This window comes from Cellulomonas sp. P4_H4, from assembly GCF_056400865.1.
The window spans coordinates 972,156-999,001 of the sequence record NZ_JBFUKL010000001.1; the positions used below are offsets into that span (position 1 = coordinate 972,156).

Consider the following 26,846-nt stretch of genomic DNA (forward strand, 5'->3'; position numbering starts at 1 on the left):
GCGGACGAGCATGGAGTCGTGGGTGCGCCGCGAGCGTGGTCGGCGCACGGGTGCGTTCCCGGACGCCTGGCGGGTGCACCCGGCGCTCCCGTTCGCCGAGCCGTCGCGGATCGCCGTCCTGATGCACGTGCACTACCCCGAGCTGGTCCCGGAGCTGCTCGCGCAGCTCGTGCACCTTCCGGTGCAGGTGGACCTCCTCGTCACCAACTCGTCCGGCTCGACCGTGACCATCGACGCAACGGAGCTGCCGACCATCCGGCAGGTCGCGGTGCTCGAGGCGCCCAACCACGGCCGCGACATCCTTCCGATGATCGGCGTGGTCAACGCCGGCCTGCTCGACCCGTACGACCTGGTGCTCAAGGTGCACACCAAGCGCAGCGCCTGGCGCGCGGAGCACGCGGAGCTCGGGGGCTCGGGCACGGAGTGGAAGGACTCGTTCCTCGACGCACTCCTCGCCAGCGAGGGCAACGTGCGGGAGATCCTCGGCGCGTTCGCGGACGACCCCGACCTCGGCGTCGTCACGGCCGACGGCAGCGTGCTCGGCCCGGAGTTCTGGGGCGGGGACGAGCCGGCGGCTCGCGACCTGCTGGAGCGGCTCGGCATCCGGCTCACGCCGTCCACGCTGCGGTTCCCGGCCGGCTCGATGTACTGGGTCCGCGGCATCGTGCTGCAGGGGCTGCGGTCGATGGCCCTCACGGCGGAGGACTTCGAGCCCGAGGCGGGTCAGGTCGACGGCACGACCGCCCATGCGCTCGAGCGACTCGTCGGCGTGCTGAGCGCCGAGGCCGGCCTGCGGGTCGAGGAGCGGCGCTCCGTCTCCGGCGCACCCGCCCGGGCCGAGCGCTACGCGGTCGACGCGCCCCGTGAGCGTCGGATCCGGGCCGTGCCGTTCTACCTGCCGCAGTTCCACCCGACGCCCGAGAACGACCGCTGGTGGGGCGCCGGCTTCACCGAGTGGCAGAACGTGACGGCGGCGCACGCGGTCTACCCCGGCCACGAGCAGCCGCTCCTGCCCGCCGACCTGGGCTTCTACGACCTGCGCCTCGACGCGATCCGGGACGCTCAGCAGAACCTGGCCACCGCGCACGGCGTCGAGGGCTTCATGTACTACTACTACTGGTTCGCAGGGAAGCGCCTGCTGTCGATGCCGGTCGAGTCCCTGCTCGCCGGCACGACGCCCAAGACGTTCTGCCTGATGTGGGCCAACGAGAACTGGACGCGCCGGTGGGACGGCCGGTCGTCCGACCTGCTCATCGGGCAGGACTACGAGCGGGTGCCGGCCACGGAGTTCATCGAGGACATCCTCGAGTTCCTCCGGGACCCGAGGTACCTCACGGTCGACGGCCGCAAGCTCATCTCGGTCTACCGCATCTCCCAGATCCCGGACTACCCGGCGGTGCTCGCGCACTGGCGGACGAGAGCGCGCGAGGAGGGGATCGGCGAGCTCCTCCTGGTCAACGTCGACGTCGCCCGCGAGTTCGACGGGCTCGACCGTGCAGCCGCCACCGCGGGCCTGGACGGCACCCACGGATTCCCGCCGCACAACGCGCACTGGGACTGGGTGGACTACGCCGACCTGGGCGCGGACGCTGAGTTCCGGGGCAACCTGCTGAGCTACGGCGCGATGGTCGACGACGCCGAGCGCAAGCTCGGCAAGCTCGACCCGGCCATGTACCCGGCCGTGATGGTGAACTTCGACAACACGGCGCGCCGGCAGTGGGCGTCGGACATCTGGCACGGCTCGAACCCGTACACGTTCCGCCGTTGGCTGTCGGCCACCGCGCGTGCCGTCCAGTGCCGTGAGCCCGAGCAGAGGCTCGTGTTCGTCAACGCGTGGAACGAGTGGGCCGAGGGTGCTGTGCTGGAGCCCACGACACGTCACGGGTACGGGTATCTTTGCGCCGTGCGCGACGTCGTGCAGGGGTGACAGCGCCGTTGACCCCGATTTCTCTGAACCGAGAGCGAGTACCCGTGCCACAGGCCGACGCACCCACCACACCGCTGCGCGGGCTCCCGCACACCGTCGTCGACGGTGTCCGGGTGGTCCGCGAGACGGGCGCGACGTGGCTTGACGGCTCCGAGGACGTCCTCTTCGAGCGCATGGGCACGGGCCTGCCTCTCGACTCCCTCAGCGACGAGCTGTTCGCGACGGCCACGAACTGGCCCGAGCAGTACCACCTGTCCCCGTCGCGGGCCAACGTCATCCGGTCGCTCGACCTGCCCGCAGACGCGCTCGTCCTCGAGATCGGTGCGGGTTGCGGCGCCATCACGCGCTACCTCGGCGAGACGTGCGCGCACGTGGACGCCCTGGAGCCGACGTTCGCCCGGGCCCGGGTGGCCGCGCGTCGCACGGAGGAGCTGCCGGGGGTCACGGTGGTCAACGCCGAGGTCCAGGACCTGCCCGCCGTCCCCGCGTACGACCTCGTGGTCGTCGTCGGGGTGCTCGAGTACGTGGGCAACGGCGGCAACGACGAGGCGCCGTACGTCGAGTTCCTCGAGCAGCTGCGCCGCACCCTGCTGCCCGGTGGCCGGCTGGTGCTCGCCATCGAGAACGAGCTGGGGGCCAAGTACCTCGCAGGTGCGCCCGAGGACCACTCCGGAGAGGTGTTCCACTCCGTCGAGGGGTACCCGCAGGACGGGCCCGCGCGGACGTTCAGCCGCCGCCGACTGGCGAACCTGATGACCAAGGCCGGCTACACGGGGTCGACCGTGCTGGGAGCGTTCCCCGACTACAAGCTCACGCGCGTGGTGCTGGACGACTCGTTGCTGGCGGCCGCGCCGAGCCTGGCCGTGCACGCGCCGCAGTTCCCCAGCCCGGACTGGGTGGTGCCGAGGCCCGTCCTGCTCGACGAGGGCAAGCTGTGGCAGGAGCTGGTCGACGCCGGTGTTGGTGCTGAGTTCAGCAACTCGTTCCTGGTGATCGCCGGGACCGCGGGCGACGAGACCGCTCCCGCGCTGTGGGCGCCGGACCAGCTCGCCCGCTACTTCTCGATGCGTCGCCGGCGACCGTTCCAGGTGGTCAAGACCGTCTGCGGAGACGTCGACGAGGTCGTCATCACGAGCCGCCGGCTCGGGTCGGGCTCCGCGGACGGGATCACCGTGCTGCCGTACTCGGAGCGCTGGGAGGAGGGGCCGTCGCTCGTCGACCGCCTGCTCGCGGCACCGGGCACGCTCGAGGCGGAGGTCGGTGTCTGGGCCGAGCTGTTGCGCGGCCGTACCGCCGTCAGCACCGAAGGCACCCCGTTCGACGTGCTGCCGCACAACATCCACTACGTCGGCGACGTGCCACGCATCATCGACGACGAGTGGCGCTCCGAGTCGGTCTCGCCGCGCGAGGCCGTGGTGCGAGGCGCCCTGCTGCTCTCGCGCGACCTGCTGGCCGTGACGCCGCTCGAGGTCTGGGCGGTGGACAGCCCGTTCGCGCTCGTCCAGCGGATCGCCGGTCTGGCCGGTGAGGAGCTGTCGGTCGAGGAGATCGGGCAGGCGATCGAGGTCGAGGCCGAGCTGCAGTCGACGGTCGGGGGTGCCGCGATCGGCACGCCGCACCACGACGTGATCCGCAGGGCCGTCCGGTCCGAGCTGCACCGGCAGCTGGAGCACGCCGAGCACGGCGTGCGTCCGCAGCGGGCGTGGGCCGGTGAGTCCGAGGCTCTGCAGGACGCGGTGGCCACCCGTGACCTGCTGTTCGCCACGGGCGCCCAGCTCGACGAGGCCCGGGCGCTGCTCGACACGCTGCACGTCCAGCTCGACAGCGCGCACGCCGAGATCCGGCGCCTGCGGGACCACCCGCTGCGGCTGCTGGGTCGGCGCGTCAAGCGTCGGCTCGGCCAGGTCAAGGCTCGCTTCAGCCGGCACTGACGGTCTGAGGGCGCCGCTCGAGCGGCGCCCTCAGACGATCAGACCGTGATCTTGCTGCAGGCGAGGGTCGGGCTCGGACCGACGCCGGAGTTCACCGCGTAGACGCAGACGGTGTGGGTCCCTGGTGACGCGGCCAGCGAGAGGCTGAATCCGTGCTGGGCGCCGTAGCCCGGGAAGGCGGCGGCGATGTCGCTGCGGGAGATGTTGGCCCACGCCATCGCGTACCTCGAGCCGTCCACGTACATCTGCACGATGATCGGCGCCGTCGTCTTCGGGTCGATGGCCCAGCCTCGGGCCGTGATGGTGCCTCCCGAGGCGCTCAGCCCGTCCACGTGGCCCATGGGGTCGGAGGACGGCACCCAGACCGTGCGACAGCCGAGGAGCTGCGAGACGCCTGGCCCGGTGTTGATCGCGTAGACGCAGACCGTGTGCGTCCCGGTCGGCGCGGAGAGGCTGATCGTGTAGCCGTGGTTCGGCCCCGCCGCCGGGAAGACCTTGCCGACGTCCGACCGGGCCGCGTTCGCGGTGGTCAGCGCGTGACGCGACCCGTCCACGTACATCTGCACGATGATCGGCGACGCCGTGTCGGGGTCGATGGCCCACCCGCTGGCCGTGACCTTGCCCGGTGTGCCCTTGGCCAGGTCGATCTGGCCGAACGGGTTGCTGCTCGGCACCGTGACCGTGCGGCAGCCGAGCTGCCGGCTCGTCCCGGGCCCGCTGTTCACGGCGTAGAGGCACGCGGAGTGCTTGCCTGCTGTCGTCCTGCCCTGCACCGAGTAGCCGTGGTTCGGGCCGGCGGCCGGGAACGCCGCGCCCACGTCCGGCCGGGCACCGTTCGCGGAGACCATCGCGGCGTAGACGCCGTCGATGTACAGCTGCACGATGATCGGGTTCGAGGTGTCCGGGTCGATGGCCCAGCCCGTGGCGGTGATCCGCGCGGGGGTCGTGGTGACCGTGTCGATCTGGCCGGTGGGGCTGCCGCGGTTGGGATCGGTGTCGAGCAGGTTGTTGTCGATGTTGATCGTCACGCCGCCGAAGGTCTCGTTGTGGCCGCCGTTGTACTGGTGCATCCGGCTGTACGGCGCCCACTGGTTGTCCGCGACCGACGGTTCGTGCCCGTAGATGCTCGGCACCCCGTTCCACCGGGCGATCCAGATCTTGTCCGGCGGCACGAACCCGGGCTGGCCGGCTCCGGAGGCGAGGTCCTCGATGCCCGTGGACAGGCTGCTGTACACGCCGGACGTGAAGCCGTTGAACTTCAGCGTGCTCGTCCACGACGACAGGTAGGCGCGCACCGAGCCGCTGCACTGCGGGCCCTGGGGGTAGCTCTCCATGTCGTAGAAGATGTCCGAGCCGGCCCCGAGGCCGAGCGCCTGGGCGCGGGCGATCGCGTCGAGCGCGGCGGCGCGGCCCTGGTCCCACTCCTTGCCATAGGTGATCCGGCTGCCGAACTGCGAGCACGGCGCCTGGAGCCCCACGTAGATCGGCTGCGCGTGCCAGCCGGTCGAGGCGAGGCTCCGCAACCAGCTCGCGGTGAGGTTGGGCTGGGCGCAGCCACGTGCGACCCCGCCGATGTAGACGCCGATCGATCGGTACGGCGACGCGCCCCAGGCGGCCATGGTCGACAGCGTCGGCGCCGTGCAGGCGTCGAAGCCCTTGCCGTAGTACCGCGTGAAGGAGGCATCGAGCGGTGCCGTCTCGGCCGCGACGGCCATGGCCGATGGACCCGCTGCCAAGCGTGCAGCCGGCGCCGGGCTGGCCTGCAGGGTGGCGAGCACCGGAGCGAGCGTCGCGAAGTCGCCGGTGAACGAGACCGTGACCAGCACGCGCGTCCCGGCGACCACGCCGACGAGCTCACCCGCGGTCTGCTGGGCGGCCGTCAGCGCGGGGGCGGAACCGGCCGCCAGCGTGACGGTGCCGTAGGGCAGCTCGGCGGGGACGGTCTGGAGCTGGATGCTCGACGAGCGACCGACGAGGGTCGACGGGCACCGGGGCGCCGGTCCCTGCGTGCCCAGGTACACAGCGTGGACGTCCAGCCGGACGCACGCCGTCGGATCCGCGTCGAGGTCGACGACGGCCCAACCTTCGGGGACGTCGAGGGTGACCCCTGCGTAGGTCGCCTGCTCGGGCCCCGTGCCGGGTGCGGCGACGGGTTCGTCCGGGACGGTCGACGCGGTGCTCGGCTCGGGTGAGACAGGGTCGGCGACGACGGCCGAGGAGGCGCTCGGCACAGGGGAGACGGGCTCGTCGACGACTGCCGACGAGGCGCTCGGCCCGGGGGAGACGGGCTCGTCCGCGACCGTCGAGGAGGCGCTCGGCTCGGGCGAGACGGGCTCGTCGGCAGCGGCGGGAAGGGCTGTGACGGCCAGTGCGAGCACCAGACCCAACGCGGTGAGTGCGGTTCGTCCTGGTATGTGCAACATCGTCCGATCCCCTTTTGGCGCTTGCGGCAGGCAGAGAGCCTAGGCTGGTTCGACGCGCCGACCGACAACGCTGCCGGTGTGCCGCGAGAGCGTTACTTTGCTCCTCGTCCGCGCCGACAGGCGGCATGCAGCGCCTGGGAGTGTGAGATGAGACGAGTGATCCGAGCGACCGCGACGGTCGCAGCCGTGGTGCTGGCGCTGGTGCTGGTCCCCGCGTCCGCTCAGGCGGACGACGTGGTCACGGTCCCCGCCTCCGGATCGTGGGCGGTCGAGGGCCGCGGCTGGGGCCACGGCATCGGGATGTCCCAGTGGGGCGCCCAGGGTGCTGCGCTGAAGGGGCTGACGGCCGAGCAGATCCTCGACTTCTACTACCCGGGGACCACGCGGTTCGACATCGGTCAGGACTATCCCCTCAAGGTCCGCCTCTCCGCGCTCGCGGGCGCGTCCGCCACGATGGGCCCGGTGCCCGGTGGCTCGCTCGTGGTCAAGGATGTCGCTTCGACGAAGAGCGCAGCGGTCCCCGCGGGCGCGCGCGTGCTCGTCAAGCGGACGTCGGCCGGGTTCACGACGACCGTCGTGCAGGGTGCCACCCAGACACCTCTGGCGATCGGCGGCGTCACCACGGTGGTCGGCCCCGTCGAGGTGACCGGCGCAGGCGGCACCCAGGTGTGGGCGTACCGCAGCACCGGCACCGGCGTGCGCTACCCGGGGAAGCTGCGCGCCTCGGCGACGAGCACGACGGCGCTCGAGGTCATCAACTACGTGCCGATGGAGCAGTACCTGCGGGGCGTGGTGCCACGCGAGTCGCCCTCGAGCTGGGCCCCTGCCGCGCTCCAGGCGCAGGCTGTCGCCGCCCGCAGCTACGCGCTCTCCGTCCGTTCCACCACCGGTTCGGCCGACATCTGCGACACCACGAGCTGCCAGGTCTACGGCGGCGCCGCGTCGTCGACCGCGGGCGGAACGGTCACCGAGCTGTTCGCGTCCGGCACCGACGCCGCGATCGTTGCCACCGCCCGGATCGCCCGCTACTACGGCGGCGGTCCCGCGTTCACCCAGTTCTCGTCCACCAACGGCGGCTACTCCAAGGCCGGGTCGAAGCCCTACCTCGTCGCCAAGGCGGACCCGTACTCGGGCACCGCGCCGGGGGACACCCGCACCCGCTGGACCTCGACCCTGTCCGTCGCCCGCGTCGAGGCCTCGTGCCCGTCGGGCGGGAAGCTCCAGAGGATGGTGCTGACGCGCGACGGGCTCGGAGACCTCGGCGGCCGCATCAAGTCCGCCAAGCTGGAGTGCACCACGGGCACCGCGACGGTCTCGACTCCCGCGTTCGGGCTGCTCTCGAGCTGGTGGCGTCCGACGTCGGTCGGCGTGCCGCTGGGCAACCTCGAGCTCGTCGCCGGCGGGTCGGGCACCGTCCGCGTCAAGGGCTGGGCGCTCGACCCTGACCTCACCACCGCGCCCGTGAGCGTCCGTGTGACCTACGCGGGCCTGGTGAAGGACGTGGTCGCGAACCTCTCGCGGCCGGACGTCGGGTCGGCCTACCCGGCGTCGGGCCCGCTCCACGGCTTCGACGTGAGCCTCCCGACCCCGGCCGGCGTGAGGTCGGTGTGCGTGACGGTGCTGAACGTCGGGTCCGGCGCGAACCTCAGCCTGGGGTGCCAGACGGTCACGGTGACCTCGGGCGCTCCATACGGTTCGATCGACGCCGCGGTCGGGACTGCGGCCACCGGGGCGGCCGTGTCCAAGGTGACGGTCACCGGCTGGTCGGTCGATCCGGACGCGCTGACGACGTCGCTGTCCATGCAGGTCCTCGTCGACGGCAAGGTCGTGAAGAGCGGAACCGCGAACGGGTCGCGGCCGGACGTGGCGGCGGCCGTGACCGGAGCCGGTCCCGACCACGGGTACCGGCTCTCGGCGAGCGCTTCTCCCGGCTCGCACCAGGTGTGCGCGCGGGCCCTCGACGTCCCGTCCGGCGCAGCGACCAGCCTCGGGTGCCGGACCGTGAAGGTCCCCGGCGCGGCTCCGCGCGGCACGTCCGAGGTCGTCGCCGGACGCCCGGGCGGCGTGCTCGTCAGCGGCTGGGCACTGGACCCGGACACGACGGCTCCCACCTACGTGTGGTTGAACGTCGACGGGCACGGCGCTCCGGCGCGCGCGGACGTGAGCCGCTCGGACGTCGCTGCGGCGAACCCCAGGCTCGGCCCTCTGCACGGCTACTCGACGGTCGTCGCCGCCGCGCCGGGCACGCACACCGTCTGCGTCACGTCGATCAACGTCGGGCCGGCCGGCCCCGACACCGCGCTCGGCTGCCGCACGACGGTCGTGCCCGGAGGCTCACCGTTCGGCAACCTCGAGGTCGTCGAGGGCGTGTCGACCGGTGTCCACGTCAAGGGCTGGGCCATCGACCCCGACACGACGGCGTCGCCGTACGTCTGGGTCGCCGTGGACGGCAAGGGCCAGTACCTGCGGGCGTCGCTCTCCCGTGCCGACGTCGGCAAGGCCTACCCGCTGTACGGCAGCGCGTTCGGCTTCGACGGCGTCGTCGCGGCGGCCGCCGGTTCGCACCGGGTGTGCGTGACCGTGGCGAACACCGGCGTGGGCACGAACACCGCGTTCGCGTGTCGCACGGTGACTGTCCCGGCGCACTAGCCCGTCAGTCAGGCGGCCACCGGGCTGAGCTGCGGCTCGGGGACGGGGGCGACGAGCGATTCGGGCGCGCCCGGCCGGGTCGCCGGCGCCACGACGTCCCGCACCACGAGGACGACGAGCGCGACGGTGAGCAACCCGTAGACGAGGACGATCGGCAGGAAGCCGAGCGGCGAGCTCCAGTCGGGGTGCAGCGTGGCCCAGGAGCCCTCCGAGCCCTCGGCGTACCGGCGCTCGGCCCAGTAGAACGCGAACGCGTGGCCCACCCCGAGGAGCACGACGACGACGGCCGCGAGGCGGAACACCAGCGCGCGGACCTCGGCCCACCCGGCGACGACGAGAGGCACGGCGACGAGCGGCACGCCGATCGCGAGCGGCAGCGAGTAGCGGCCCTGCCAGATGATCCCGGCCGCCTCGGCCGTGGGGACGGTGAGCGCAATCGGCACGACGACGAGGAGACCCAGGAGCACGAGCAGCGCGACCCTGCGGCGGCGCGCACGGCGGACGGCGAGGCCGAGCAGCAGGACGACCGCGAGCGCGGCCACCCAGGCGTCGGTCGTGGGGAACGGCGCCTCGGTGTCGAGCCAGCCGAAGTTTCCGATCATCTGCTCGACGAGCGCCGGGACCGACAGCAGCATGACGGCGACGACGAGGCGGGGCTGGGCGAGCTCGGGCGACCGACCCGACGTGGTGACGATCGAGCCGTGCGTGGCGATCCAGGCCGCGGCCAGCACCCCGGCGACGACCGCGACGCCGACGGCCCACCAGACGGCCCGGCTTCGGACGAGGACCCGGAGCGTCCCGGGCTGGGCGCAGAGCAGGGCGACGCCGACGATGAGCACCGCCCACAGGGGTCCCGACGTGCGCACCAGCACGAGCAGCGCACCCGCGACCGCGGCCTGCACGAGCACCGCGGTGCGCACCGTCGGCCCGCCGCGGACGAGCCCGAGGCACGCAGCCCAGAAGGCGAACGCCGAGGCGATCTCGAGGCCGTTGGGGTTCACGGTGCCGAACAGGAAGAGGCACATCGGGGTCAGGGCGATCGCGGCGGCCCAGAGTGCGGTGCTCCGGCCGGTCGTGCGGACGAGCGTGCTGATGCCCCAGAGCACGAGTGCGCCGGTGAGCAGGGCGCTGACCAGCCGCATCGCGTACACGGCGGCCGGGCCGTCGAGCACGAGGGACGGCCACCCGACGAGCGCGTAGTAGAGCGGCGGGTAGCTGCCCGCGTAGGTGGTGCCGATGGCGACGCCCGGTCGGACCTCGTCCACGGGGGCGGCTGAGCAGTCGGCGGGAACCGTCTCCTCGAACCGGAAGCAGGTGAGCTCGGTGACGGCCACGAGGCGCGACGGCAGCTCGACGTGGGTGGGGACCCCGGGCTCGTCGGCGTTGATCGGACCGGTACCGGGGGTGCCCTCGAGGCCGCGGGCCACGGCGGCCGCCCGGATCACGTGGCTCGGCTCGTCCGGCGACGACATGAGCGGCATCGCCACCGCCCACGCCGCGATCATCGCGAGCAGCAGGACGCCCGCGGCGATCGACCGAGAGGTAGGCCAGGACGCGCCGGGTGGTGTTCGCACGGGCACGTTGGCAGTCCTCTGTCGACGGTCGGCGGCGGCGGGCCGCCTCAAGGCGCCCCAAGCGTACGAGGCGCGCGCGGCCTCTCGGGCCACACACGCGTCACGGGACCGACATCACCCCGTCCGCACGTGCGATCCTCGCCACATCGTGCCGACATCTGGGACCTCGGTCACAGGAACCGGCGGACGAGGCTCCAGTACGCGCGCAGCACGGCCTCGGCCGCAGAGCCACCGGCGGGCAGCGGGAACTGCGCGGGGTCGAAGCGGTCGGTCAGCAGCCCGGCCAGCTCGCGGTCCGGCACCCGACGGGCGGACTGCACCTCGCGGCGTCGTGCCCGGACCCACGACAGGTGCGTGAGGAACCAGCGCCATCCGGCGACCTTCTGCCGCCACCAGCCCTGCGCCACCGCGACCACGAAGATCGCCAGCTCGAAGCCCAGCAGCGGCACGGCCAGCAGTGCGAGCGTGCGTGCCTGGTGGCAGGTGGCCAGGAAGAGCAGCCGGTTGCGCTCGACCAGGTACATCTTCAGGGGGCTGCGCCCGAACTCGTAGTGGTGCACGGCCACGGCCGTGGGCACGTACTCGACGCGCAGGCCGCGCTGCCACGAGCGCCAGCTGATCTCGAGGTCCTCGAGGTAGGCGAAGAACGGCACGGGGAAGCCGCCGAGCTCCCGCCACGTGCTGGTGCGCGCCGCCATGCAGGCGCCGCTGACGCTCGCGACCGGGGTGCCGGTGCCGTGCGCCGAGACCGGGTCGCCCATGCCGCCCGCCCACGACAGGCCGAGCACGTGCACCGGGTTGCCCACGGAGTTGATCGTCGCGGGGTCGTCAGCGAGCCGGATCTGGCCACTGACGAGACCCACGCCCGGATCGTCCAGCGCGCGCGCGAGCTCCGTCAGCGCGTCGGGCGCGACGATCGCGTCCGAGTTGACCAGGGCGAGCACGGGTGCCCGCACCTCGGCGATCCCGAGCTCGACACCGCCCGTGAACCCGAGGTTGCGGGCGGGTCGCAGCACCCGGACGCGGTCGTCGGCCGGAAGCGTCGCGACGGCGTCGCTCGTGCAGCCGTTGTCGACGAGGACGAGCTCGACCGTGCAGCCGGTCGACGCGAGGACGGCGGCCACGGCGTCGTGCAGGTACGGCTCGGCGCCGAAGGCGAGCATGACGACGGAGACGTCGGGGCCCGTCATGAGGCTTCCGACCACCGGTGCAGCGTCTGCCGCAGCGCGACCGCGGCGGCGACCAGGGCTGCGGCGGACCCGATCGTGAGCGCCAGGGCCACCCGCGGGGTCAGCTCGAGCGGGATCGCGAGCGCGGCGACGAGAGCGAGCAGGCCGACGGACCAGGAGGCTGCGGCAGCGAGGTCGCGCGACCTCGCGAGCAGGCCCTGGACGAGGACCTGCGTGTTCATGAACAGGGCCGCCGAGGCGCCGAGCAGCACGATGTCGCCGCGCCCGATCGCGAAGTCGTGCCCGAAGAGCAGCTGCACCACCTGCGGCCCGACGAGCGCAGCGGCCGCGACCCCCAGCGCACCGATCACGGCGGTGAGCAACGTCGCGGTGCGCAGCGCTCCGACGTAGCCGCCGCGCTCGTCGTGCGCGACGTAGCGCGCGAGGCGTGGCAGGAACACCGCCTGGACGGCGGCGAAGAGGAACAGGGGGATCCGGGCGACGGTGAGGGCGTTGACCAGGTTGGCGGCGGCGGCCTCCTCGCCTGGACCCTTGAGCAGCTGGGCGGCCACGGGTCCCGCGTTCGCGAGGGCCTGCGACGTGATCGAGGCCAGCACGAGGGGTGTCATGACGGTCGTCGACCGGAACCCGGGGCCGCGCGTGAGCAGCGGGCCGGCCTTGATCAAGGTGACGGCGGTCGCGACGAACGGCGAGAGCGCGAGGACCGCGCCGAACCAGAGGGCACCGTCGAGCCCCCGCACCGCCAGGAACACGGCTCCGGCCACGCGCAGGGCACCGTCGACGCCCAGCTGGAGGCCGTACCGCGGGAACCTGCCGGTGCCCGCCAGGACGCCGCGGGCCTGGTAGGCGAGCGCCATGCCGGCCAGCGCGACGACGAAGACCCAGGTCATGCCCGACTGGCCGTCGAAGACCTCGTCGGTGAACCAGGTGTTCGCCAGGGCCACCACGAGGGCGATCACGAGCAGTGACGAGCCCGCGTACCGCAGGGGGACGCGCAGGGCCGACGCGGTCGGGTGGCCGAGGGAGCGTCGCGAGACGATGCTCCGGCCCGACTCCTGCTCGACGGGCAGGTAGAGCCCGATGCCGATCGCGTTGAGCAGCGTCCACATGAGCGCGAGCGCGGTATAGGGCGCCCCGAGGCCCATGGTCTGCGCCGCGATCGCGAGGAACGCGAACGACGACAGCCCGTAGACACCGATCCCGGCGCCGACCCACAGGACGTCGCCGGAGACCCGACGGGTCGCGGTCATGGACGACGTCACGGGGAGAGGTCCTGGCCGTTCGTCGTGTCGTCTGCCGTCGAACCGCTCTCGAGCAGCTCCACACGCCGGGCCAGGAGCGCATGCTCCTCGGCGATCGTCCGGGTCTCCTCCTCGAGCTGTGAGATCTCGATGCTCAGCTGGATGCAGACGAAGAGCAGCACGACGAGGCTCGACGCGAACAGCAGGTTGGACGGGGTCTCCACCCCGACGGCCTCGGCAAGCCCGAACAGCACGCCGGGGAACGCACCGAGCACGATGATGACGGCGAGGACGACCAGCCAGATGGCCGCGTACTTCTCGCGCAGGCGGCGGGAGCGCAGCAGCCAGACGAGGAACGCGAACGTGAGCACGCACAGCGCGAGCGCGAACGGGTAGCCGCTCACGCGACGAGCTCGCCGGGCAGTGGCGTCGCCGGGCGGGTGAGCGCGACGGCCAGCGCGAGACCCGCTCGCAGCAGGAACACCGCCGCCTTGACCGGGCCGTGCGAGGCCTCGCCACCTGCGCGCGGCCGCATCGAGACGCCGACCTGACGGACGACGAGCCCGGCCCGGTGCGCGATCACGAGCGACTCGACCGTGTCGCCGAGGTACTCGGCCGGGTAGTTGCCGGCGAAGAGCCGCACCGCCCGCGGCCCGGAGACCTTGAAGCCGGACGTGGTGTCGGTCAGCCTCGTGCCGACGAGCCGCGAGAGCACGGCGGACAGGCCGCTCATCGCCCAGCGCCGAGGACCGCGCGCCCGGTACTCGCCGGTGCCCGCGAACCGCGCGCCGATGACGACGTCAGCGTCCCCGTCGGCGACGGCCGTGAGCAGGTCGGCGATGTTGCGCGGGTCGTGCTGGCCGTCGGCGTCGAGCTGGATCACGGCGTCGTACCCGTGCCGCAGCGCGTACTTGAAGCCCGCCCGCATCGCCCCGCCGACGCCGAGGTTCACTGGGAGGTCCAGCACGGCGACGCCCGCCGCGCGCGCCATGGCCGACGTCTGGTCGGTGGAGCCGTCGTTCACGACGAGCACGTCGACCTGGGGTGCGACCGCGCTCACCTCCGCCAGCACGGCCGGCAGGGCGACCTGTTCGTTCCACGCGGGCAGCACGACGAGGACGCGCGAGATCGGGCTGGACACGCGGAGCACTCTAGTCGAGCACCTTGCGGCCTCAGCGCCGGACGCACGGGACCGCGGCGGGAGCGCGACTACCCTGACCACGGACGCAGGACGGGACGACGCAAGGAGAAGACGTGCGCTGGTTGGTGGCGGGTGCCCGCGGGATGCTCGGGCAGGACCTGGTCGCGCAGCTCTCGGCTCGTGGCGACACGGTGACCGCGGTGGGCAAGGCCGAGCTGGACATCGCCGACCCGGAGGCGACTCTCGCCGCGGTCGCCGGGCACGACGTCGTCGTCAACTGCGCGGCGTGGACCGCGGTCGACGACGCCGAGTCCGACGAGGCCGGGGCGTTCACGGCGAACGCGGTCGGGGCGGCCAACCTTGCCCGCGCGGCTGCAGCGGGCGGAGCGCGCCTGGTGCAGGTCTCCACCGACTACGTCTTCGACGGCGTCGCGACGCAGCCCTACGAGGACGGTGCCCCGGTGCTGCCGCGCTCTGCCTACGGCCGCACCAAGGCGGCGGGGGAGTGGGCCGTGCGCGCCGAGGCGCCGGACCACCTCATCGTGCGGACCGCGTGGCTGTACGGCGCCGGGGGGCCCTGCTTCCCCAAGACGATCGCGCGGGTGGCGCGGGAGCGCGGCGGGCTCGACGTCGTGGACGACCAGGTCGGGCAGCCGACGTGGACCGTCGACCTCGCCGACCTCATCGTGCGCCTGGTCGACGCCCGCGCGCCCTCCGGCACGTACCACGGCACCGCGTCGGGCAGCACGTCGTGGCACGGGTTCGCGCAGGAGGTCGTCGCGGCGGCGGGCCTCGACCCGCAGATCGTGAAACCGACCACGAGCGAGTCCTTCGTCCGACCGGCACCGCGACCGGCGTACTCCGTCCTGGGGCACGCCTCGCTCGAGGCGGCGGGCGTGACACCGATCGGGGACTGGGCGCAGCAGTGGCGCTCCGCCGCGGCGGGGGTGCTGGCATGAGTGCCGGGCGCAGCGTACGGATCGGCGAGCACACCGTCGACGCCGACCACCGCCCGTTCGTCGTCGCCGAGATGTCCGGCAACCACAACGGCGACCTGGGCCGTGCGCTCGCCATCGTCGACGCGATCGCGGCGTCGGGCGCGCAGGCCGTCAAGCTGCAGACCTACACGGCCGACACGATCACGATCGACCACGACGGTCCCGCGTTCCGGGTCTCGTCAGACCACAGCCTCTGGGGCGGCAAGAACCTCTACGCCCTGTACGAGGAGGCGCACACGCCGTGGGCCTGGCACGCACCGATCTTCGAGCGCGCGCGCGAGCACGGGCTGGTGCCGTTCTCGAGCCCGTTCGACGACACCGCGGTCGACCTGCTCGAGGAGCTCGGCGCACCGGTCTACAAGATCGCGTCCCTCGAGATCGGGGACATCGCCCTGCTGCGTCGGGTGGCGCGCACGGGCAAGCCGGTGATCATCTCGACCGGCGCCGCGACCACGGCCGACGTGCACACCGCGGTCCGCACCATCCGCGCCGAGGGCAACGATCAGGTCGTCGTCCTGGCCTGCACGTCGTCGTACCCGGCCCTGCCCACCGAGTCGAACCTGCGCTCGATCCCCGTGATCCGCGACGCGTTCGACGTGGTCGTCGGTCTGTCCGACCACACGGCGGGGATCGGTGCCGCCGTGGCCGCCGTGGCGCTCGGCGCGTGCCTGGTGGAGAAGCACGTGACCCTGGCGCGCGCGGACGGCGGTGTCGACTCGGACTTCTCGCTGGAGCCGGCCGAGCTCACCGCCCTGGCCGTCGAGACCGAGCGCGCGTGGCAGGCGCTCGGGACGGTGCAGCTGGAGCCGACGGCGGGCGAGGCAGAGAGCGGTCGCCTTCGTCGGTCGCTGTACGTCGTGACCGACGTGCGCGCCGGCGACGTGGTGACGCCGGCGAACGTGCGCTCGATCCGCCCCGCAGGCGGCCTGGAGCCGGTCCATCTCGACACCGTGCTCGGCCGGACGTTCCGGGTCGACGCGGCTCGCGGGACGGCCCTGACCTGGGACCTCGTCTGACGGATCAGTCCAGGACGTAGGCGTCGAGCCCGTCGGCGCGGCGCTCAGGCTCCCGGCGGTACCCGGCACCGACGAAGAGCCGGGCCGATGCCGCGTTGTCCGGGCGAACGCAGGCCAGGACGCGCGGACCGGCTCCGACCTCGCGTCGCCATGCGCGCTGCGCCGCGTCGTGCACCGCACGCGCGAGGCCGCGCCCGCGGACCTCGGGCGACATCGTGATCGAGACCTCCCAGAGGTCGGCGGCCTCGCGGTCGAAACGCACGGTGCCGACCGGCAGGTCACCGACGCGGGCGAGCAGCAGCAGGCGGCTCTCGTCCGCGAGGACGGCGTCGAGCCATCGGCGGTGGGCGTCGGGCTCCACCACGTCGTCGGTACGTGACATGGCACGGGTGTCCGGGTCGTTGCGCCAGCGGCGCAGCAGGTCCGCGTCCTCGGCGACCGCCGGCCGCACCCGCACCTGCCCGCGCACGGCGCGCTCCCAGGCGTCGACCACCCGCGCCGCGCCGCGGCCGTCGACGAGCGAGCGGCCGGTCCGGCGGAGCGCGGCCCGGCGGTCCGGGTCGCCGACGAGCTCGCGCAGGGTGTGTCTCGCCTGTGGGTCGTCCAGGTCCTCGACCCTCCCGAGTCCGACCGCGAGCCCCGCGTCGAGCGCGCGCCGGTAGCCGGCGGACTGGTTCTCCGTGACCTGCACGATCGCGGCCGGCGCGCCGACGCACGCGAGCTCCCAGACGGACGTCCCGGCGGCGCTGACCACGACGTCGCAGGTGGCGGCGAGCGCAGGCAGGTCGTCCTGGGGGCCGAGCTGCTCGACGCGCTCGTCGACGACCGTCCCGTGGCCCGCCACGAGCACGCGCTGCGCACCCGCCTCGAGGGCCAGCCGAGTCGCCGGGTCGGTCGCGCCGGCGGGGTCGGTGCCGCCGAGGACCACGAGGACCGTCAGGGGACCGTCGGGTCCGCGCACGACGTCGCGCGCGCGGAGGACGGCGTGCCGCAGAGGCGCGTAGCGGATGCCGAGCAGCACCTCGTCGGAGTCGTCCGTGGGCCGTCCCGCCGCCTCGGCGCCGAGGGTGGAGTCGACCACCACGTCCGCCGACCGGCGCCCGAACGGCCCGTCCTCGATCGACGACGTGACGAGGTCGTCGCCCCGGCCGAGCGCGCCGAGCGCGTAGTCGTCGACGTGCAGGACGTCCGCGCCCTGCAGCCAGGACCAGTCGAGCAGGCTGTCCGCCGCCGGAGGCTCGAGCACCTCGATGCCGGCCGCAGCGACCAGACGACGAGCGAGCGGCGCCTCGATGTGGCCGACCAGCACCGAGGTCCCGCCGCGGGCCGCGACCTCCTCGGCCAGAGCCAGGCAGCGCACGAGGTGCCCGACGCCCGAACCCGCTGACGCGTCGCACCGGAGCACGACCCGCATCAGGCCTCCTCGATCGACTTCTGCCGGACGTCCGCGTTCAGCGCCTGCAGGTCGGGTCGGTCGCGCAGCAGGGCGACGAGCTCCCGCCACGGCGGGGGGCGGTCGCCCAGGACCTCGGTGACGGCGGCGAGGAGCCGGGCGTCCTCGGGGGTGTCCAGCGTGACGCGCAGGTCCTGGGCGGGCGGCGTGACCACGAGGCCGAGCGTCCGGTACTCGCCGGGGTTCGCGTAGAGGGCCGACGTGACGTGCACGCGGTGGTGGTCGGTCGCCGTGGCGTCGACCGCGGTGAGCGCCGCGGCGGAGGCGACCTCGACGTCGAGGCCGCGGGGCAGCGTGCGCACCAGCGTCGTGGCCACGTAGTCCAGGCGGGGGTCGGCGCGCCAGGCCCCGACGGTCGCCGAGATGAGCGCGGGGTCGAGCAGGGGGCAGTCGGCTGTCAGCCGGACCACCGCGTCGGCCTGTGTGACGTCGCGGGCGCGGACGAAGCGGGACAGGACGTCGAGCTCGCTGCCTCGGACGGTGCGCACGCCGAGCTCGTGGGCGAGCTGAGCGACCGCGTCGTCACCCGGCGCCTCGGACGTGGCGACGACCACCTCGTCGACGCCCTCGGCCGCGAGGGCGGCGCGGACCACCCACCCGAGCACCGGGCGTCCCGCCAGCGGCAGGAGCACCTTTCCGGGCAGCCGGGAGGAGCCGGTCCGCGCCTGCACGACCGCGACGACCCGGCGCTGTGGGCGGGTCGACGCGGCGCGGGGGTCCGGGTGCACCGTGCCATGATGCTCTATCGCGTGCGCGACCTCGCTCGTGCGCGCCGCACCCGTCGGTCCCCACCGTGTCCCACCAGGAGTCCTTCGCATGTCCTTGCTCACCGGCGCCTCGATACTCGTCACCGGAGCGACCGGCTCGTTCGGCAAGGCGTTCCTGCGGGAGGTGCTCGACCACCACGACCCGCGCCGGCTCGTGGTGTTCAGCCGTGACGAGCTCAAGCAGTACGAGGTCCGTCGCCAGTTCGGCGACGACCCCCGCCTGCGCTGGTTCATCGGCGACATCCGGGACCGTCAGCGCCTCGACCGTGCGATGCACGGGATCGAGTACGTGGTGCACGCGGCCGCGCTCAAGCAGGTGGACACCGCGGAGTACAACCCGTTCGAGTTCGTGCAGACGAACGTCAACGGCTCCCAGAACGTCATCGACGCCGCCATCGACGCGGGCGTGCAGAAGGTGGTCGCGCTGTCGACCGACAAGGCGTCCAGCCCGATCAACCTCTACGGCGCGACCAAGCTGTGCGCCGACCGGATGTTCGTCTCCGGCAACAACTACGCCGCCGCGTACGACACCCGGTTCTCGGTCGTGCGCTACGGCAACGTCATGGGCTCGCGCGGTTCGGTGATCCCTGTGTTCCGCAAGCTGGCCGAGGAGGGTGCCTCGCTGCCCATCACCGACATGCGGATGACCCGGTTCTGGATCACGCTGCCGCAGGCGGTCCAGTTCGTGCTCGACTCGTTCGAGCTGATGACGGGCGGCGAGCTCTACGTGCCGCGCATCCCGAGCATGAAGGTCACGGACCTGGCACAGGCGGTCGCGCCCGGCGCAGCGATGCACCAGATCGGCATCCGCCCCGGCGAGAAGCTGCACGAGGAGATGATCGCTCCGGACGACTCGCGCCGGACCGTGCGGCTGGGCGACCGGTACGTGGTGATGCCCTACGTCGGTGGCTGGGGCTACGAGACGCCCGCGGACGGCGAACCGGTCGAGGACGGCTGGACGTACCGCTCGGACACCAACGACCTCTGGCTGAGCACCGACGAGCTGCGCGACATGGTCGCGCGGTTCGCCTGAGGGCCCGCGCATGCTGCCGTACGGACGTCAGTCGATCTCGGACGACGACGTCGCGGCCGTCGTCGCCGCGCTACGCAGCGACTGGCTGACCACCGGCCCGGCCGTGGAGGCGTTCGAGCAGGCGGTGTCGCGGCACGTGGGCGGGGGCGCCGCGGTGAGCGTGACCTCGGGCACCGCCGCGCTGCACGTCGCGTACGCCGCAGCCCAGGTCGGCCCCGGCGACGAGGTGGTGACGACGCCCCTGACGTTCGTCGCCACGGCTGCGGCTGCTGCCCTGCACGGTGCCACCGTGGTGTTCGCGGACGTCGAGCCGGACACGGGCAACCTGTCCGTCGAGGCGGCGCGCGCGGCGATCACGCCCAGGACCAAGGTGATCGCCGCGGTCGACTACGCCGGGCTGCCGGCTGAGCCCGAGGCGTTCGCCGCAGTCGCCCGTGAGAACGGCGCGCTCTTCCTCGAGGATGCCGCCCACTCGATCGGCTCCACCTGGAACGGCCGGCCGGTCGGCTCGTTCGCCGACCTGACCACCCTCTCGTTCTTCCCGACGAAGAACCTGACCACCGCCGAGGGTGGCGCGGTCGTCACGTCCGACCCGGCGCTCGAGCAGCGGGCCCGCCGGTTCAAGAACCACGGGCTCGTGCGTGACCGGGCCGAGCAGCGCTGGCCGGACGAGGGCGCGTGGCACCAGGAGGTGCACGAGTTCGGGCTGAACTACCGCCTGCCCGACGTCCTCGCCGCGCTCGGCACCTCGCAGCTGGGCCGCCTCGCCGCCTTCACCGCCCGACGTGCGCAGATCCACGCGCGGTACGACGCCGGCCTGGCCGACCTCGACGGCGTGCTGACCCCGGCGCACCGCGCGCAGGCCGAGCCCGCCTGGCACCTGTACCCGTTGCGCGTGCTCGACGGACGCCGCCGCGAGGTGTTCGACGCGCTCCGCGGTGCGGGGATCGGCGTGCAGGTCAACTACGTCCCGGCGTCGTGGCACCCGGTGTTCGCCGACCTGGGCTACCGCCGCGGGGAGTGCCCGAACGCCGAGCTGTACTACAGCCAGGAGATCTCCCTGCCGCTGTTCCCCGACCTGACCGACGCCGATGTGGACCGCGTGATCGAGCAGGTGCGGCTCGCCGTCCTCGGCCGCTAGGCGACCGCGATGACCGACCCGTCGCTCCCCGTCGGCCCCTCTGCGTCCCGGACCGTCCTCGGGCACGGCGCGCTCTACACGATCGCCACCGCGGCGCCGGCGCTGGCGGCCGTCGCGGTGATCCCCGTGGTGACCCGGGTGCTGCCGACCGCGCAGTACGACCTCGTGGCTGTGGCGACGGTCGTCATCCAGGTCGGCTTCGTGCTCGTGGCGCTCGGCATGGGCGCCGCGATCACGCGGGAGTACGTGCTGGCCGCCGGCGGTGCCGTCGGTGCGCGGGCGCTCGTGCTCCGCAGCGCCGTGCTGTCGGCCGCGGTGACGGCCCTGGCGCTGCTCACCGCGACCTGGTGGTCGCCCCTCGTGCTGGGCCGGCCCGCCTCGACCGAGCTGACGCTCGCGCTCGTCGCCTGCCTCGGCGGGGCGTGGATGGTGCTGGCGCAGGCCTACCTGCGCGGTGCCGACCGGCCCGGGCCGTTCATCGCGCTGGCCGCTCTCGCCAGCCTGGTCGGCCCGGTGGTGGGCCTGCTTGCTGTCGTCGCCGGCGAGCGGACCGCGACGACGTACCTGCTCGGCGTCGCCGGCGGCTTCCTCGCAGCCGGCGTGCTCGGTCTCGTCGTCGTCGCGCGATCCGGTCCCTCCCACGGCAACCTCGCGGCCCTGCGCGCCGCGCTGCGGATCGGGATCCCGACCGTTCCGCACCAGGTCAGCCTGTACCTGGCGCTCGCCGGCCTGGTCGTGATCGCCGACCGGATGCTCGGCGACGGTGGCCGCGCCAACGTCGCGCTCACGCTCGGCGCCGGGGCGACGGTCGTCACCGCCGGCCTCAACAACGCCTGGGCACCGCTGGTCTACCGCACGGCACCCGCCGACCGCGGTCGCGTGCTCGACGAGACGACCCGCTCGATCGCCCTGGTCATCCTCGTGATCGCCGGCGCGATCGGCCTCCTGGCGCCGTGGATCCTTCGGCTGGCCGCACCCGGCTCGTTCGACACCGACGCCCTCGTGCCGGTCGTCGCCGTCGCGAGCGCGTCCGCCGTCCCGTCGGTGCTCTACCTGGCGAGCGCGCACCTGGTGTTCGCCCGCGGGGTCACCACGGGACTGGCCCTGACGACGCCCCTGGCAGTGGCGATCGGCCTCGCCTTCGCGGCGCTCACGGCCGGCTCGTGGGGGCTGGTCGGCGTCGGCGCGGGCTACCTCGTGACGTACCTCTTCCTCGCCCTGTTCACCACGGCGCTGCAGCGCAAGGTCGCCCAGCCGCCGTGGTGGCCGCCGGTCCTGCTCGGTACGGGCGCCGCCTGGGTGGCGTCGGTGGTCCTCGGGGCGCTCCTGCCCGTGCACGGTGCCGCGGCGCTGTGGCGGGTGGCCGCGGTCGTGGTGCTCACGGCCGGCTGCGCGCTCGCCGGTCGTCGGCTGCTGCGGTCGGTCGGCGGGCTCGGTCAGCCCACCCGGTAGACCGCCGCGTCGTCGTTCTCGAGCACCAGGTCTGCATACCGGGCGAGGTCCGGGCTCTCGCGGGCGATCGTCCGGTCGACGAACAACCAGCGCACCCCGTAGTCGCGCACGAGCGCGTCGACCGCGTCCGCCGACGGACTCGTGAACACTGCCTCGTTCTCCAGGTACCGCGCCTGGTCCCAGAACGGCGACGTGCGCGTCTGGCCCTCGTGGAACCCCTCCGGGTACGCCCAGCCCTCGACGACCGTCCGGCGCTCGGTCAGAGCCGACACCCAGAAGTGCCGGGAGTCGCAGTTGTCGGGCGGGCCGTAGCAGTGCGCGTTGGTGGCGACGACGTCGTCGGTGCCGGCCTGGTCGCGCAGGGCGAGTGCTGCGAGCGCGCCGCCGCGCGGCACGACCCAGCCCTCGCTCTCGACCGGCGCGTCCGTCGCGACCTGCTTCGCTGCGGCTGCGACGTCGTGCGCGCGCACCGTGAGCGAGCCGCCTGCGATCAGCGCGACGAGCGTGGCGGCGCCCAGTGCGGCGGCCGCGCCGCGGGTCCGCGAGCGGCCGGCGAGCAGCCCGACGCCGAGCGCGACGAGCGTGGCGAGCACCAGGAGCACGAGCCACGGGCCGAGGATCGCGCGGTATGGGAAGCCGCCCGGTACGTGCGTCGGCTGGTCGGTCCCGTTCAGGTGCGTGACTCCCCAGGCCAGCACCGCGCCCACGGGAAGTGCACCGAGCAGCACGACAGCGGCCGGCCGACCGAGCCTGGCGCTCGCCTCGACCAGGCCCCACGCGGTGAGGATCCCGAGCAGCGGCCAGCAGGCGTAGAGGAAGTACAGCTGGCTCAACCCGTTGGCGGCGGTCAGCAGCGCCGCGGCGGTGCCGGCCACGACCGATCCGACCACCATCCAGAACGCGGAGTCGGTGAGCTGGCGTCTCCGCAGCAGGAGGAGGACGCCGATGCCGGCCGACAGCCACGCCCACAGGGCGATCGCGGTCAGAAGCGCCGCGTGCTCGGGAAAGGTGGCGCCGGAGGCGGGGACGATCGCGAACGAGCTGGTGAGCCGCAGGGGGTCGATCAGCAGGCTGCCCGACTGGCCGCCGAGGATGACGAGGGTCGAGAAGGCCAGGGCCGCGCACGTGACTGCCCCGACGGCCAGCACGGCGAGCGCCCGGTCGCGCTGCCGCAGGACGAGCTGGACCACGCCGGCCAGCAGGAGCCCGCAGACGAGGACGGGCAGGAAGGTCGCCTTGGACCCCGCGGTCGCGAACGCCAGCACCGTGAGCACGACCAGCAGAGGGAGCCCCCGGCGAGTCAGACGTCCCCGGAGCAGGGGTGTCGCCACCACGAGCATCGCGAGGAACAGGGGCATGCCGAACGTGTGGGTCGGGCTCCGGTATGTGGCGAACTGGAGCAGGCCGGGGCTCTGGAACGGGGTGGCCGACCAGCCGTAGACCGACACGGCCGACGAGAGCGTGACGACGACGGCCGCGACCGGCGCAGCGAGCGAGCGTCCGGACAGCCGGCGCGCGAGGACGCCGACCAGCACCACGGCGAGCGCGACCAGGGCGATCGGGTCGAGCCGGAACAGCACCCACGTCAGGTCGATCCCGGTGGCGCGCGTGACCCCCGCGAGGTGCTCGTACGCGAACAGGTGGTAGTTCAGCGGCTCGTCGTAGAGGTAGGGGTACACGAGCGGGAAGGTGCGGTCGATGCCGGCCGCGATGGACTGGTGGAACGGCAGGTCTACGTAGGCGGTCACGGGGACGGCACGGACCCAGGGGCCGGTCCCGTCCACCGCCACGACGGGGTCACGGGCCAGCGACGTGGCGCTCAACCAGAGGGCGCTCGCCGCGACGGCCGCCGACTGCACCCAGGCGCTCGCGACCGACGTGCCGCGCGGTCCGGGCCGCGTCCAGGAACGAGCCCGCTCGGCGGGCACCAGGAGGAACCACGCGAGGACCAGCACGGCCCAGACCCAGGAGAAGCGGGACACCCCGAGCGGTGCGAGCGCGTACGCCAGGAGCACCTGGATCGCGAGCCCGACCGCGGTCCCGACGGCGACGTCCTCGACGAACGACGTGGCCGGCCCGCGGACGCGGCGCCACAGGAGCGTCCCGGGCAGGGCGACCGCGACGATGCCGTAGAGCACGTAGAGGAGGGTGACCGTGGCGGGCGTGTCGTACCGGGCCAGCAGCCCGAGGCACGCGAGCACCGCGACGACCGCGGGCAGGTAGCGGAGCAGGTGTGACGTGGACCAGAACCTGAGAGCGTGCTCGGCGGTCGGCGTCGACGCCGTCACGAGTCGGCGCCCGGGTCCTGGGCCCCGGTGTCGTTGCGGATGACGAACGTGGGTTTGCCCATGCTGCGCGTGTGCAGCCGGCCGAGGTACTCGCCGATCACGCCGAGCGAGAGCATCTGCGCCCCCGAGAACAGGGCGACCATCGCCGCGATCGTCGTGAAGCCCGCCACCGTGGTGTCGCCCGTGGCGAACTTCCACACCACGATGATGCCGAGCACGACGCCGATGAGCGCGCACAGACCGCCGAGCCAGGCGACCATCCGCAGCGGCACGTTGCTGTAGCCCGTCACCATGTTGATCGAGTGCCGGACCAGGGCCCGGATGCTGTACGACGACTCGCCCACGGTCCGCGGGTCCATCTCGACCGTCACGCGGTCGATCGACGTGGTCGTCCAGGAGAGCAGCACGTCGAGCGAGATGTACGGGTCCTCGACGCTCTCGAACCCGTCCCGCAGCGAGGTGCGGAACGCGCGGAAGGCGCTCACGTCCTCGGCCTTGGGGACGCCGGCGAGCGCGAGGGTGCGCTTGACGCCGCGCGAGGCGGCCGACCGCCAGAGTCCGTGCTCCTCCACCCGTGCGACGCCGTAGACGAGGTCCGCGGTGCCGGCCGCGATCGGCGCGAGCAGCGCGCCGATCTCCTCGGGGCGGTGCTGCTGGTCGTCGTCCATCGTGACGACGACCTCGTGGCGCGCCCGCGTGATCCCGGCGAGCAGGGCGTTGTGCTGGCCGTAGTTGCGGCGCAGCTCGACCGCGCGGACCTCGGCGTGCTTCTCGGCGAGCTGCCGCGTGACCGCGGCGGTCCCGTCCGGGCTGCCGTCCACGACGAGCACGATCTCGAAGGCGTCGACCGTGGTGCCGTCGGCGAACGTGGCGATGATGCCCTCGACCACGTTGCCGATCGTCGCCTCCGACCTGTAGCAGGGGATGACGACGCTGACGTTCACGGGACAAGGATGCCTCACGCGGGCCGCCGCCCCGGAATCGACGCCGGTCAGTGCCTGGGGCCGAAGCTGAAGAACTTGTGCCCGAGGTAGCTCAGCACGGCCACCGCGGCCACGGCGATCACCTGGGCGAGCAGAGGATCCAGCCCGACCAGCTCGACCAGCGCGGGGGTGGCGACGACGCCGGCGACGAACCCTCCCGCCCAGACGCCGACGAAGCGCGGCAGGTCCGGACGCCAGTCGCCGTTCGACCGGAAGATCAGCCGACGGTACGTGGGGAACGCGATGCTGATGATGAGGGCCTGCGCGACGAGGATCGCGACCATGTACTGCAGGCCGGTCGCGAGCAGCCCGGCCAGCATGGCGAGGTAGAGGAGCGTCGTGCAGCCGGCGACGACGAGGTAGCGGACCTCCTCGCGCTCGAGCGTCCGTCGGACCAGCCCGGGTTCGGTAGGCCCACCGGCGGGCGGGGACGTCGGGACGGCGGGCACGGGACGAGTGTAGGAGGGCCGGGGTCGTACCCTGGTCCGCGTGTCGACACCGTGGGTGCCCTTCTCGAAGCCGTACCGAGCCCCTGAGGAGCTCGCCTACGTCGACGCGGTCCTCGCCTCGGGGCACACGCACGGCGACGGTCCGTTCACCGATCGGGCGGCGGCTCAGCTGCAGACCATCACCGGCAGCCCGTACGCCCTGCTGACCGGGTCGGGCACGCACGCGCTCGAGCTCGCCAGCTGGCTGCTCGAGCTCGAGCCCGGTGACGAGGTCATCGTCCCGAGCTTCACGTTCTCGACGACGGCGGCCTCCGTCGTGATGACGGGTGCGACCCCGGTGTTCGTGGACGTCGACATGTCCACGGGGTCGCTCGACGTCGACGCGTTCGCGGCCGCGATCACTCCGCGCACCCGGGCCGTCTACGTCGTCGCGTACGGGGGCGTGGCTCCCGACATGGACCGCGTGCTCGCGCTCGCCGACGCCGCGGGCATCGCGGTGGTCGAGGACAACGCGCACGGCCTCGGTGCGCGCTGGGGCGGCCGGAGCTGCGGGACGTTCGGCATCATGGCGGCGCAGAGCTTCCACGCGACGAAGAACGTCCAGTGCGGCGAGGGCGGCGCGCTGCTGATCAACGACGAGCGGCTGCGGGCCCGGGCCGAGATCCTGCGCGAGAAGGGCACCGACCGCTCGAAGTTCCTGCGCGGCGAGGTGGACAAGTACACGTGGGTGGACCGCGGGTCCAGCTATCTGCCCAGCGAGATCACGGTCGCGGTCCTGTCGGCCCAGCTGGACGCGTTCGACGTCATCCAGGCGGAGCGCCACGCGATCTGGGACACCTACTCGCGTGAGCTGGCACCGTGGGCGGTCGCGACGGGCAGCGTGCTCATGGCGCCCCCGCCCGCGGCCGACCACCCGGCGCACGTGTTCTACGCGCTCGTGCCCACGGCGGCCGCGCGCACCGAGATGCTGGCGCACCTGCGCGAGCGCGGTGTCGGTGCCACGTTCCACTACATCCCGTTGCACTCGAGCGAGGCCGGCCGGCGCTTCGGGGTCACCCCCGCGCCGTGCCCGGCGACCGACGAGTTCGCCTCCCGCATCGTGCGCCTGCCGCTGTGGGCGGGCATGAGCCCGACCGACGTCGACCAGGTCGTCTCCGCCGTGTCCGAGTTCCAGCCGGCGACGGTCTGAG

At 73.2% G+C, this 26,846-nt stretch carries 20 protein-coding genes; 9 read left to right on the plus strand and 11 right to left on the minus strand.

What is annotated here, in order from left to right:
* Positions 1–22 precede the first annotated feature (22 nt).
* Together AC1DPN_RS04720 and AC1DPN_RS04725 are read left to right on the plus strand one after the other, a co-directional pair.
* A complete protein-coding gene (locus AC1DPN_RS04720; RefSeq protein ID WP_477083539.1) occupies positions 23–1,927 on the plus strand; it encodes a glycoside hydrolase family 99-like domain-containing protein in 1,905 nt (634 codons plus the stop codon).
* 44 nt (positions 1,928–1,971) lie between these two features.
* A complete protein-coding gene (locus AC1DPN_RS04725; protein ID WP_477083540.1) occupies positions 1,972–3,858 on the plus strand; it encodes a methyltransferase in 1,887 nt (628 codons plus the stop codon).
* Positions 3,859–3,896: 38 nt separating this feature from the next.
* On the opposite strand, the gene AC1DPN_RS04730 is transcribed toward AC1DPN_RS04725, so the two are convergent.
* On the minus strand, positions 3,897–6,281 hold the full coding sequence (locus tag AC1DPN_RS04730; RefSeq protein WP_477083541.1) for a DUF1906 domain-containing protein: 2,385 nt from the start codon (positions 6,279–6,281) through the stop codon (positions 3,897–3,899).
* 147 nt (positions 6,282–6,428) lie between these two features.
* On the opposite strand from AC1DPN_RS04730, the gene AC1DPN_RS04735 reads away from it, so the two are divergent.
* Positions 6,429–8,930, plus strand: coding sequence for a SpoIID/LytB domain-containing protein (locus AC1DPN_RS04735; RefSeq protein WP_477083542.1), 2,502 nt, complete (start codon positions 6,429–6,431; stop codon positions 8,928–8,930).
* A gap of 8 nt (positions 8,931–8,938) precedes the next feature.
* On the opposite strand, the gene AC1DPN_RS04740 is transcribed toward AC1DPN_RS04735, so the two are convergent.
* The 5 genes from AC1DPN_RS04740 to AC1DPN_RS04760 form a co-directional block, all read right to left on the minus strand.
* Positions 8,939–10,504, minus strand: a complete 1,566-nt coding sequence (locus AC1DPN_RS04740) for a DUF2142 domain-containing protein (RefSeq protein WP_477083543.1) — start codon at positions 10,502–10,504, stop codon at positions 8,939–8,941.
* A gap of 170 nt (positions 10,505–10,674) precedes the next feature.
* Positions 10,675–11,694 carry a glycosyltransferase family 2 protein gene (locus AC1DPN_RS04745; RefSeq protein ID WP_477083544.1) on the minus strand — a complete coding sequence of 340 codons (1,020 nt, stop codon included), beginning with the start codon at positions 11,692–11,694 and terminating at the stop codon, positions 10,675–10,677.
* The gene (locus tag AC1DPN_RS04750) at positions 11,691–12,944 is read right to left on the minus strand and encodes a hypothetical protein (RefSeq protein WP_477083545.1); all 1,254 of its coding nucleotides are present in this window, start codon (positions 12,942–12,944) and stop codon (positions 11,691–11,693) included. Before AC1DPN_RS04750 ends, AC1DPN_RS04745 begins: the two co-directional genes overlap by 4 nt.
* A gap of 8 nt (positions 12,945–12,952) precedes the next feature.
* Entirely contained in the window at positions 12,953–13,339 is a 387-nt protein-coding gene (locus tag AC1DPN_RS04755) for a DUF2304 domain-containing protein (protein WP_477083546.1), read from the minus strand.
* Complete coding sequence (locus AC1DPN_RS04760; RefSeq protein WP_477083547.1) at positions 13,336–14,076, minus strand: glycosyltransferase family 2 protein; 741 nt, start codon at positions 14,074–14,076, stop codon at positions 13,336–13,338. Before AC1DPN_RS04760 ends, AC1DPN_RS04755 begins: the two co-directional genes overlap by 4 nt.
* A gap of 113 nt (positions 14,077–14,189) precedes the next feature.
* On the opposite strand from AC1DPN_RS04760, the gene rfbD reads away from it, so the two are divergent.
* Together rfbD and pseI are read left to right on the plus strand one after the other, a co-directional pair.
* Positions 14,190–15,035: a dTDP-4-dehydrorhamnose reductase gene (gene rfbD / locus AC1DPN_RS04765; RefSeq protein WP_477083548.1), complete on the plus strand. Its 846-nt coding sequence runs from the start codon at positions 14,190–14,192 to the stop codon at positions 15,033–15,035.
* The gene (gene pseI / locus AC1DPN_RS04770; RefSeq protein WP_477083549.1) at positions 15,032–16,090 is read left to right on the plus strand and encodes a pseudaminic acid synthase; all 1,059 of its coding nucleotides are present in this window, start codon (positions 15,032–15,034) and stop codon (positions 16,088–16,090) included. The genes rfbD and pseI overlap by 4 nt, the downstream gene beginning before the upstream one ends.
* A 4-nt stretch (positions 16,091–16,094) precedes the next feature.
* Here the strand turns inward: pseI and AC1DPN_RS04775 are convergent, their stop codons facing one another.
* Together AC1DPN_RS04775 and AC1DPN_RS04780 are read right to left on the minus strand one after the other, a co-directional pair.
* On the minus strand, positions 16,095–17,504 hold the full coding sequence (locus tag AC1DPN_RS04775) for a GNAT family N-acetyltransferase (RefSeq protein WP_477083550.1): 1,410 nt from the start codon (positions 17,502–17,504) through the stop codon (positions 16,095–16,097).
* The gene (locus AC1DPN_RS04780) at positions 17,504–18,271 is read right to left on the minus strand and encodes a cytidylyltransferase domain-containing protein (RefSeq protein WP_477083551.1); all 768 of its coding nucleotides are present in this window, start codon (positions 18,269–18,271) and stop codon (positions 17,504–17,506) included. The genes AC1DPN_RS04775 and AC1DPN_RS04780 overlap by 1 nt, the downstream gene beginning before the upstream one ends.
* An 88-nt stretch (positions 18,272–18,359) precedes the next feature.
* On the opposite strand from AC1DPN_RS04780, the gene pseB reads away from it, so the two are divergent.
* The 3 genes from pseB to AC1DPN_RS04795 are packed head-to-tail and all read left to right on the plus strand — an operon-like array spanning position 18,360 to position 21,936.
* Positions 18,360–19,343 carry a UDP-N-acetylglucosamine 4,6-dehydratase (inverting) gene (pseB, locus tag AC1DPN_RS04785; RefSeq protein WP_477083552.1) on the plus strand — a complete coding sequence of 328 codons (984 nt, stop codon included), beginning with the start codon at positions 18,360–18,362 and terminating at the stop codon, positions 19,341–19,343.
* A gap of 10 nt (positions 19,344–19,353) precedes the next feature.
* A complete protein-coding gene (gene pseC, locus AC1DPN_RS04790) occupies positions 19,354–20,484 on the plus strand; it encodes a UDP-4-amino-4,6-dideoxy-N-acetyl-beta-L-altrosamine transaminase (protein WP_477083553.1) in 1,131 nt (376 codons plus the stop codon).
* A gap of 9 nt (positions 20,485–20,493) precedes the next feature.
* Positions 20,494–21,936 carry a lipopolysaccharide biosynthesis protein gene (locus AC1DPN_RS04795; protein ID WP_477083554.1) on the plus strand — a complete coding sequence of 481 codons (1,443 nt, stop codon included), beginning with the start codon at positions 20,494–20,496 and terminating at the stop codon, positions 21,934–21,936.
* Here the strand turns inward: AC1DPN_RS04795 and AC1DPN_RS04800 are convergent.
* Genes AC1DPN_RS04800 through AC1DPN_RS04810 form a run of 3 tightly spaced genes read right to left on the minus strand, consistent with a single transcriptional unit; the run spans position 21,921 to position 25,656 of the window.
* Positions 21,921–24,224: a hypothetical protein gene (locus AC1DPN_RS04800; protein WP_477083555.1), complete on the minus strand. Its 2,304-nt coding sequence runs from the start codon at positions 24,222–24,224 to the stop codon at positions 21,921–21,923. The two genes, AC1DPN_RS04795 and AC1DPN_RS04800, sit on opposite strands and share 16 nt — an antisense overlap.
* Positions 24,221–25,168: a glycosyltransferase family 2 protein gene (locus AC1DPN_RS04805; protein ID WP_477083556.1), complete on the minus strand. Its 948-nt coding sequence runs from the start codon at positions 25,166–25,168 to the stop codon at positions 24,221–24,223. Before AC1DPN_RS04805 ends, AC1DPN_RS04800 begins: the two co-directional genes overlap by 4 nt.
* A 47-nt stretch (positions 25,169–25,215) precedes the next feature.
* The gene (locus tag AC1DPN_RS04810; RefSeq protein WP_477083557.1) at positions 25,216–25,656 is read right to left on the minus strand and encodes a GtrA family protein; all 441 of its coding nucleotides are present in this window, start codon (positions 25,654–25,656) and stop codon (positions 25,216–25,218) included.
* 40 nt (positions 25,657–25,696) lie between these two features.
* Between AC1DPN_RS04810 and rffA the strand changes: the two genes are divergently transcribed.
* Positions 25,697–26,845, plus strand: coding sequence for a dTDP-4-amino-4,6-dideoxygalactose transaminase (rffA, locus tag AC1DPN_RS04815; protein WP_477083558.1), 1,149 nt, complete (start codon positions 25,697–25,699; stop codon positions 26,843–26,845).
* The last annotated feature ends 1 nt before the right edge of the window (position 26,846 follow it).

Bases quoted from the DNA above. Each gene is read 5' to 3' on its own strand.
- AC1DPN_RS04735 (WP_477083542.1), top strand. From the start codon at position 6,429: ATGAGACGAGTGATCCGAGCGACCGCGACGGTCGCAGCCGTGGTGCTG.
- pseB (WP_477083552.1), top strand. From the start codon at position 18,360: ATGTCCTTGCTCACCGGCGCCTCGATACTCGTCACCGGAGCGACCGGC.
- pseI (WP_477083549.1), top strand. From the start codon at position 15,032: ATGAGTGCCGGGCGCAGCGTACGGATCGGCGAGCACACCGTCGACGCC.
- AC1DPN_RS04795 (WP_477083554.1), top strand. From the start codon at position 20,494: ATGACCGACCCGTCGCTCCCCGTCGGCCCCTCTGCGTCCCGGACCGTC.
- pseC (WP_477083553.1), top strand. From the start codon at position 19,354: ATGCTGCCGTACGGACGTCAGTCGATCTCGGACGACGACGTCGCGGCC.
- AC1DPN_RS04750 (WP_477083545.1), bottom strand. From the start codon at position 12,944: ATGACCGCGACCCGTCGGGTCTCCGGCGACGTCCTGTGGGTCGGCGCC.
- AC1DPN_RS04730 (WP_477083541.1), bottom strand. From the start codon at position 6,281: ATGTTGCACATACCAGGACGAACCGCACTCACCGCGTTGGGTCTGGTG.
- AC1DPN_RS04745 (WP_477083544.1), bottom strand. From the start codon at position 11,694: ATGACGGGCCCCGACGTCTCCGTCGTCATGCTCGCCTTCGGCGCCGAG.
- AC1DPN_RS04775 (WP_477083550.1), bottom strand. From the start codon at position 17,504: ATGCGGGTCGTGCTCCGGTGCGACGCGTCAGCGGGTTCGGGCGTCGGG.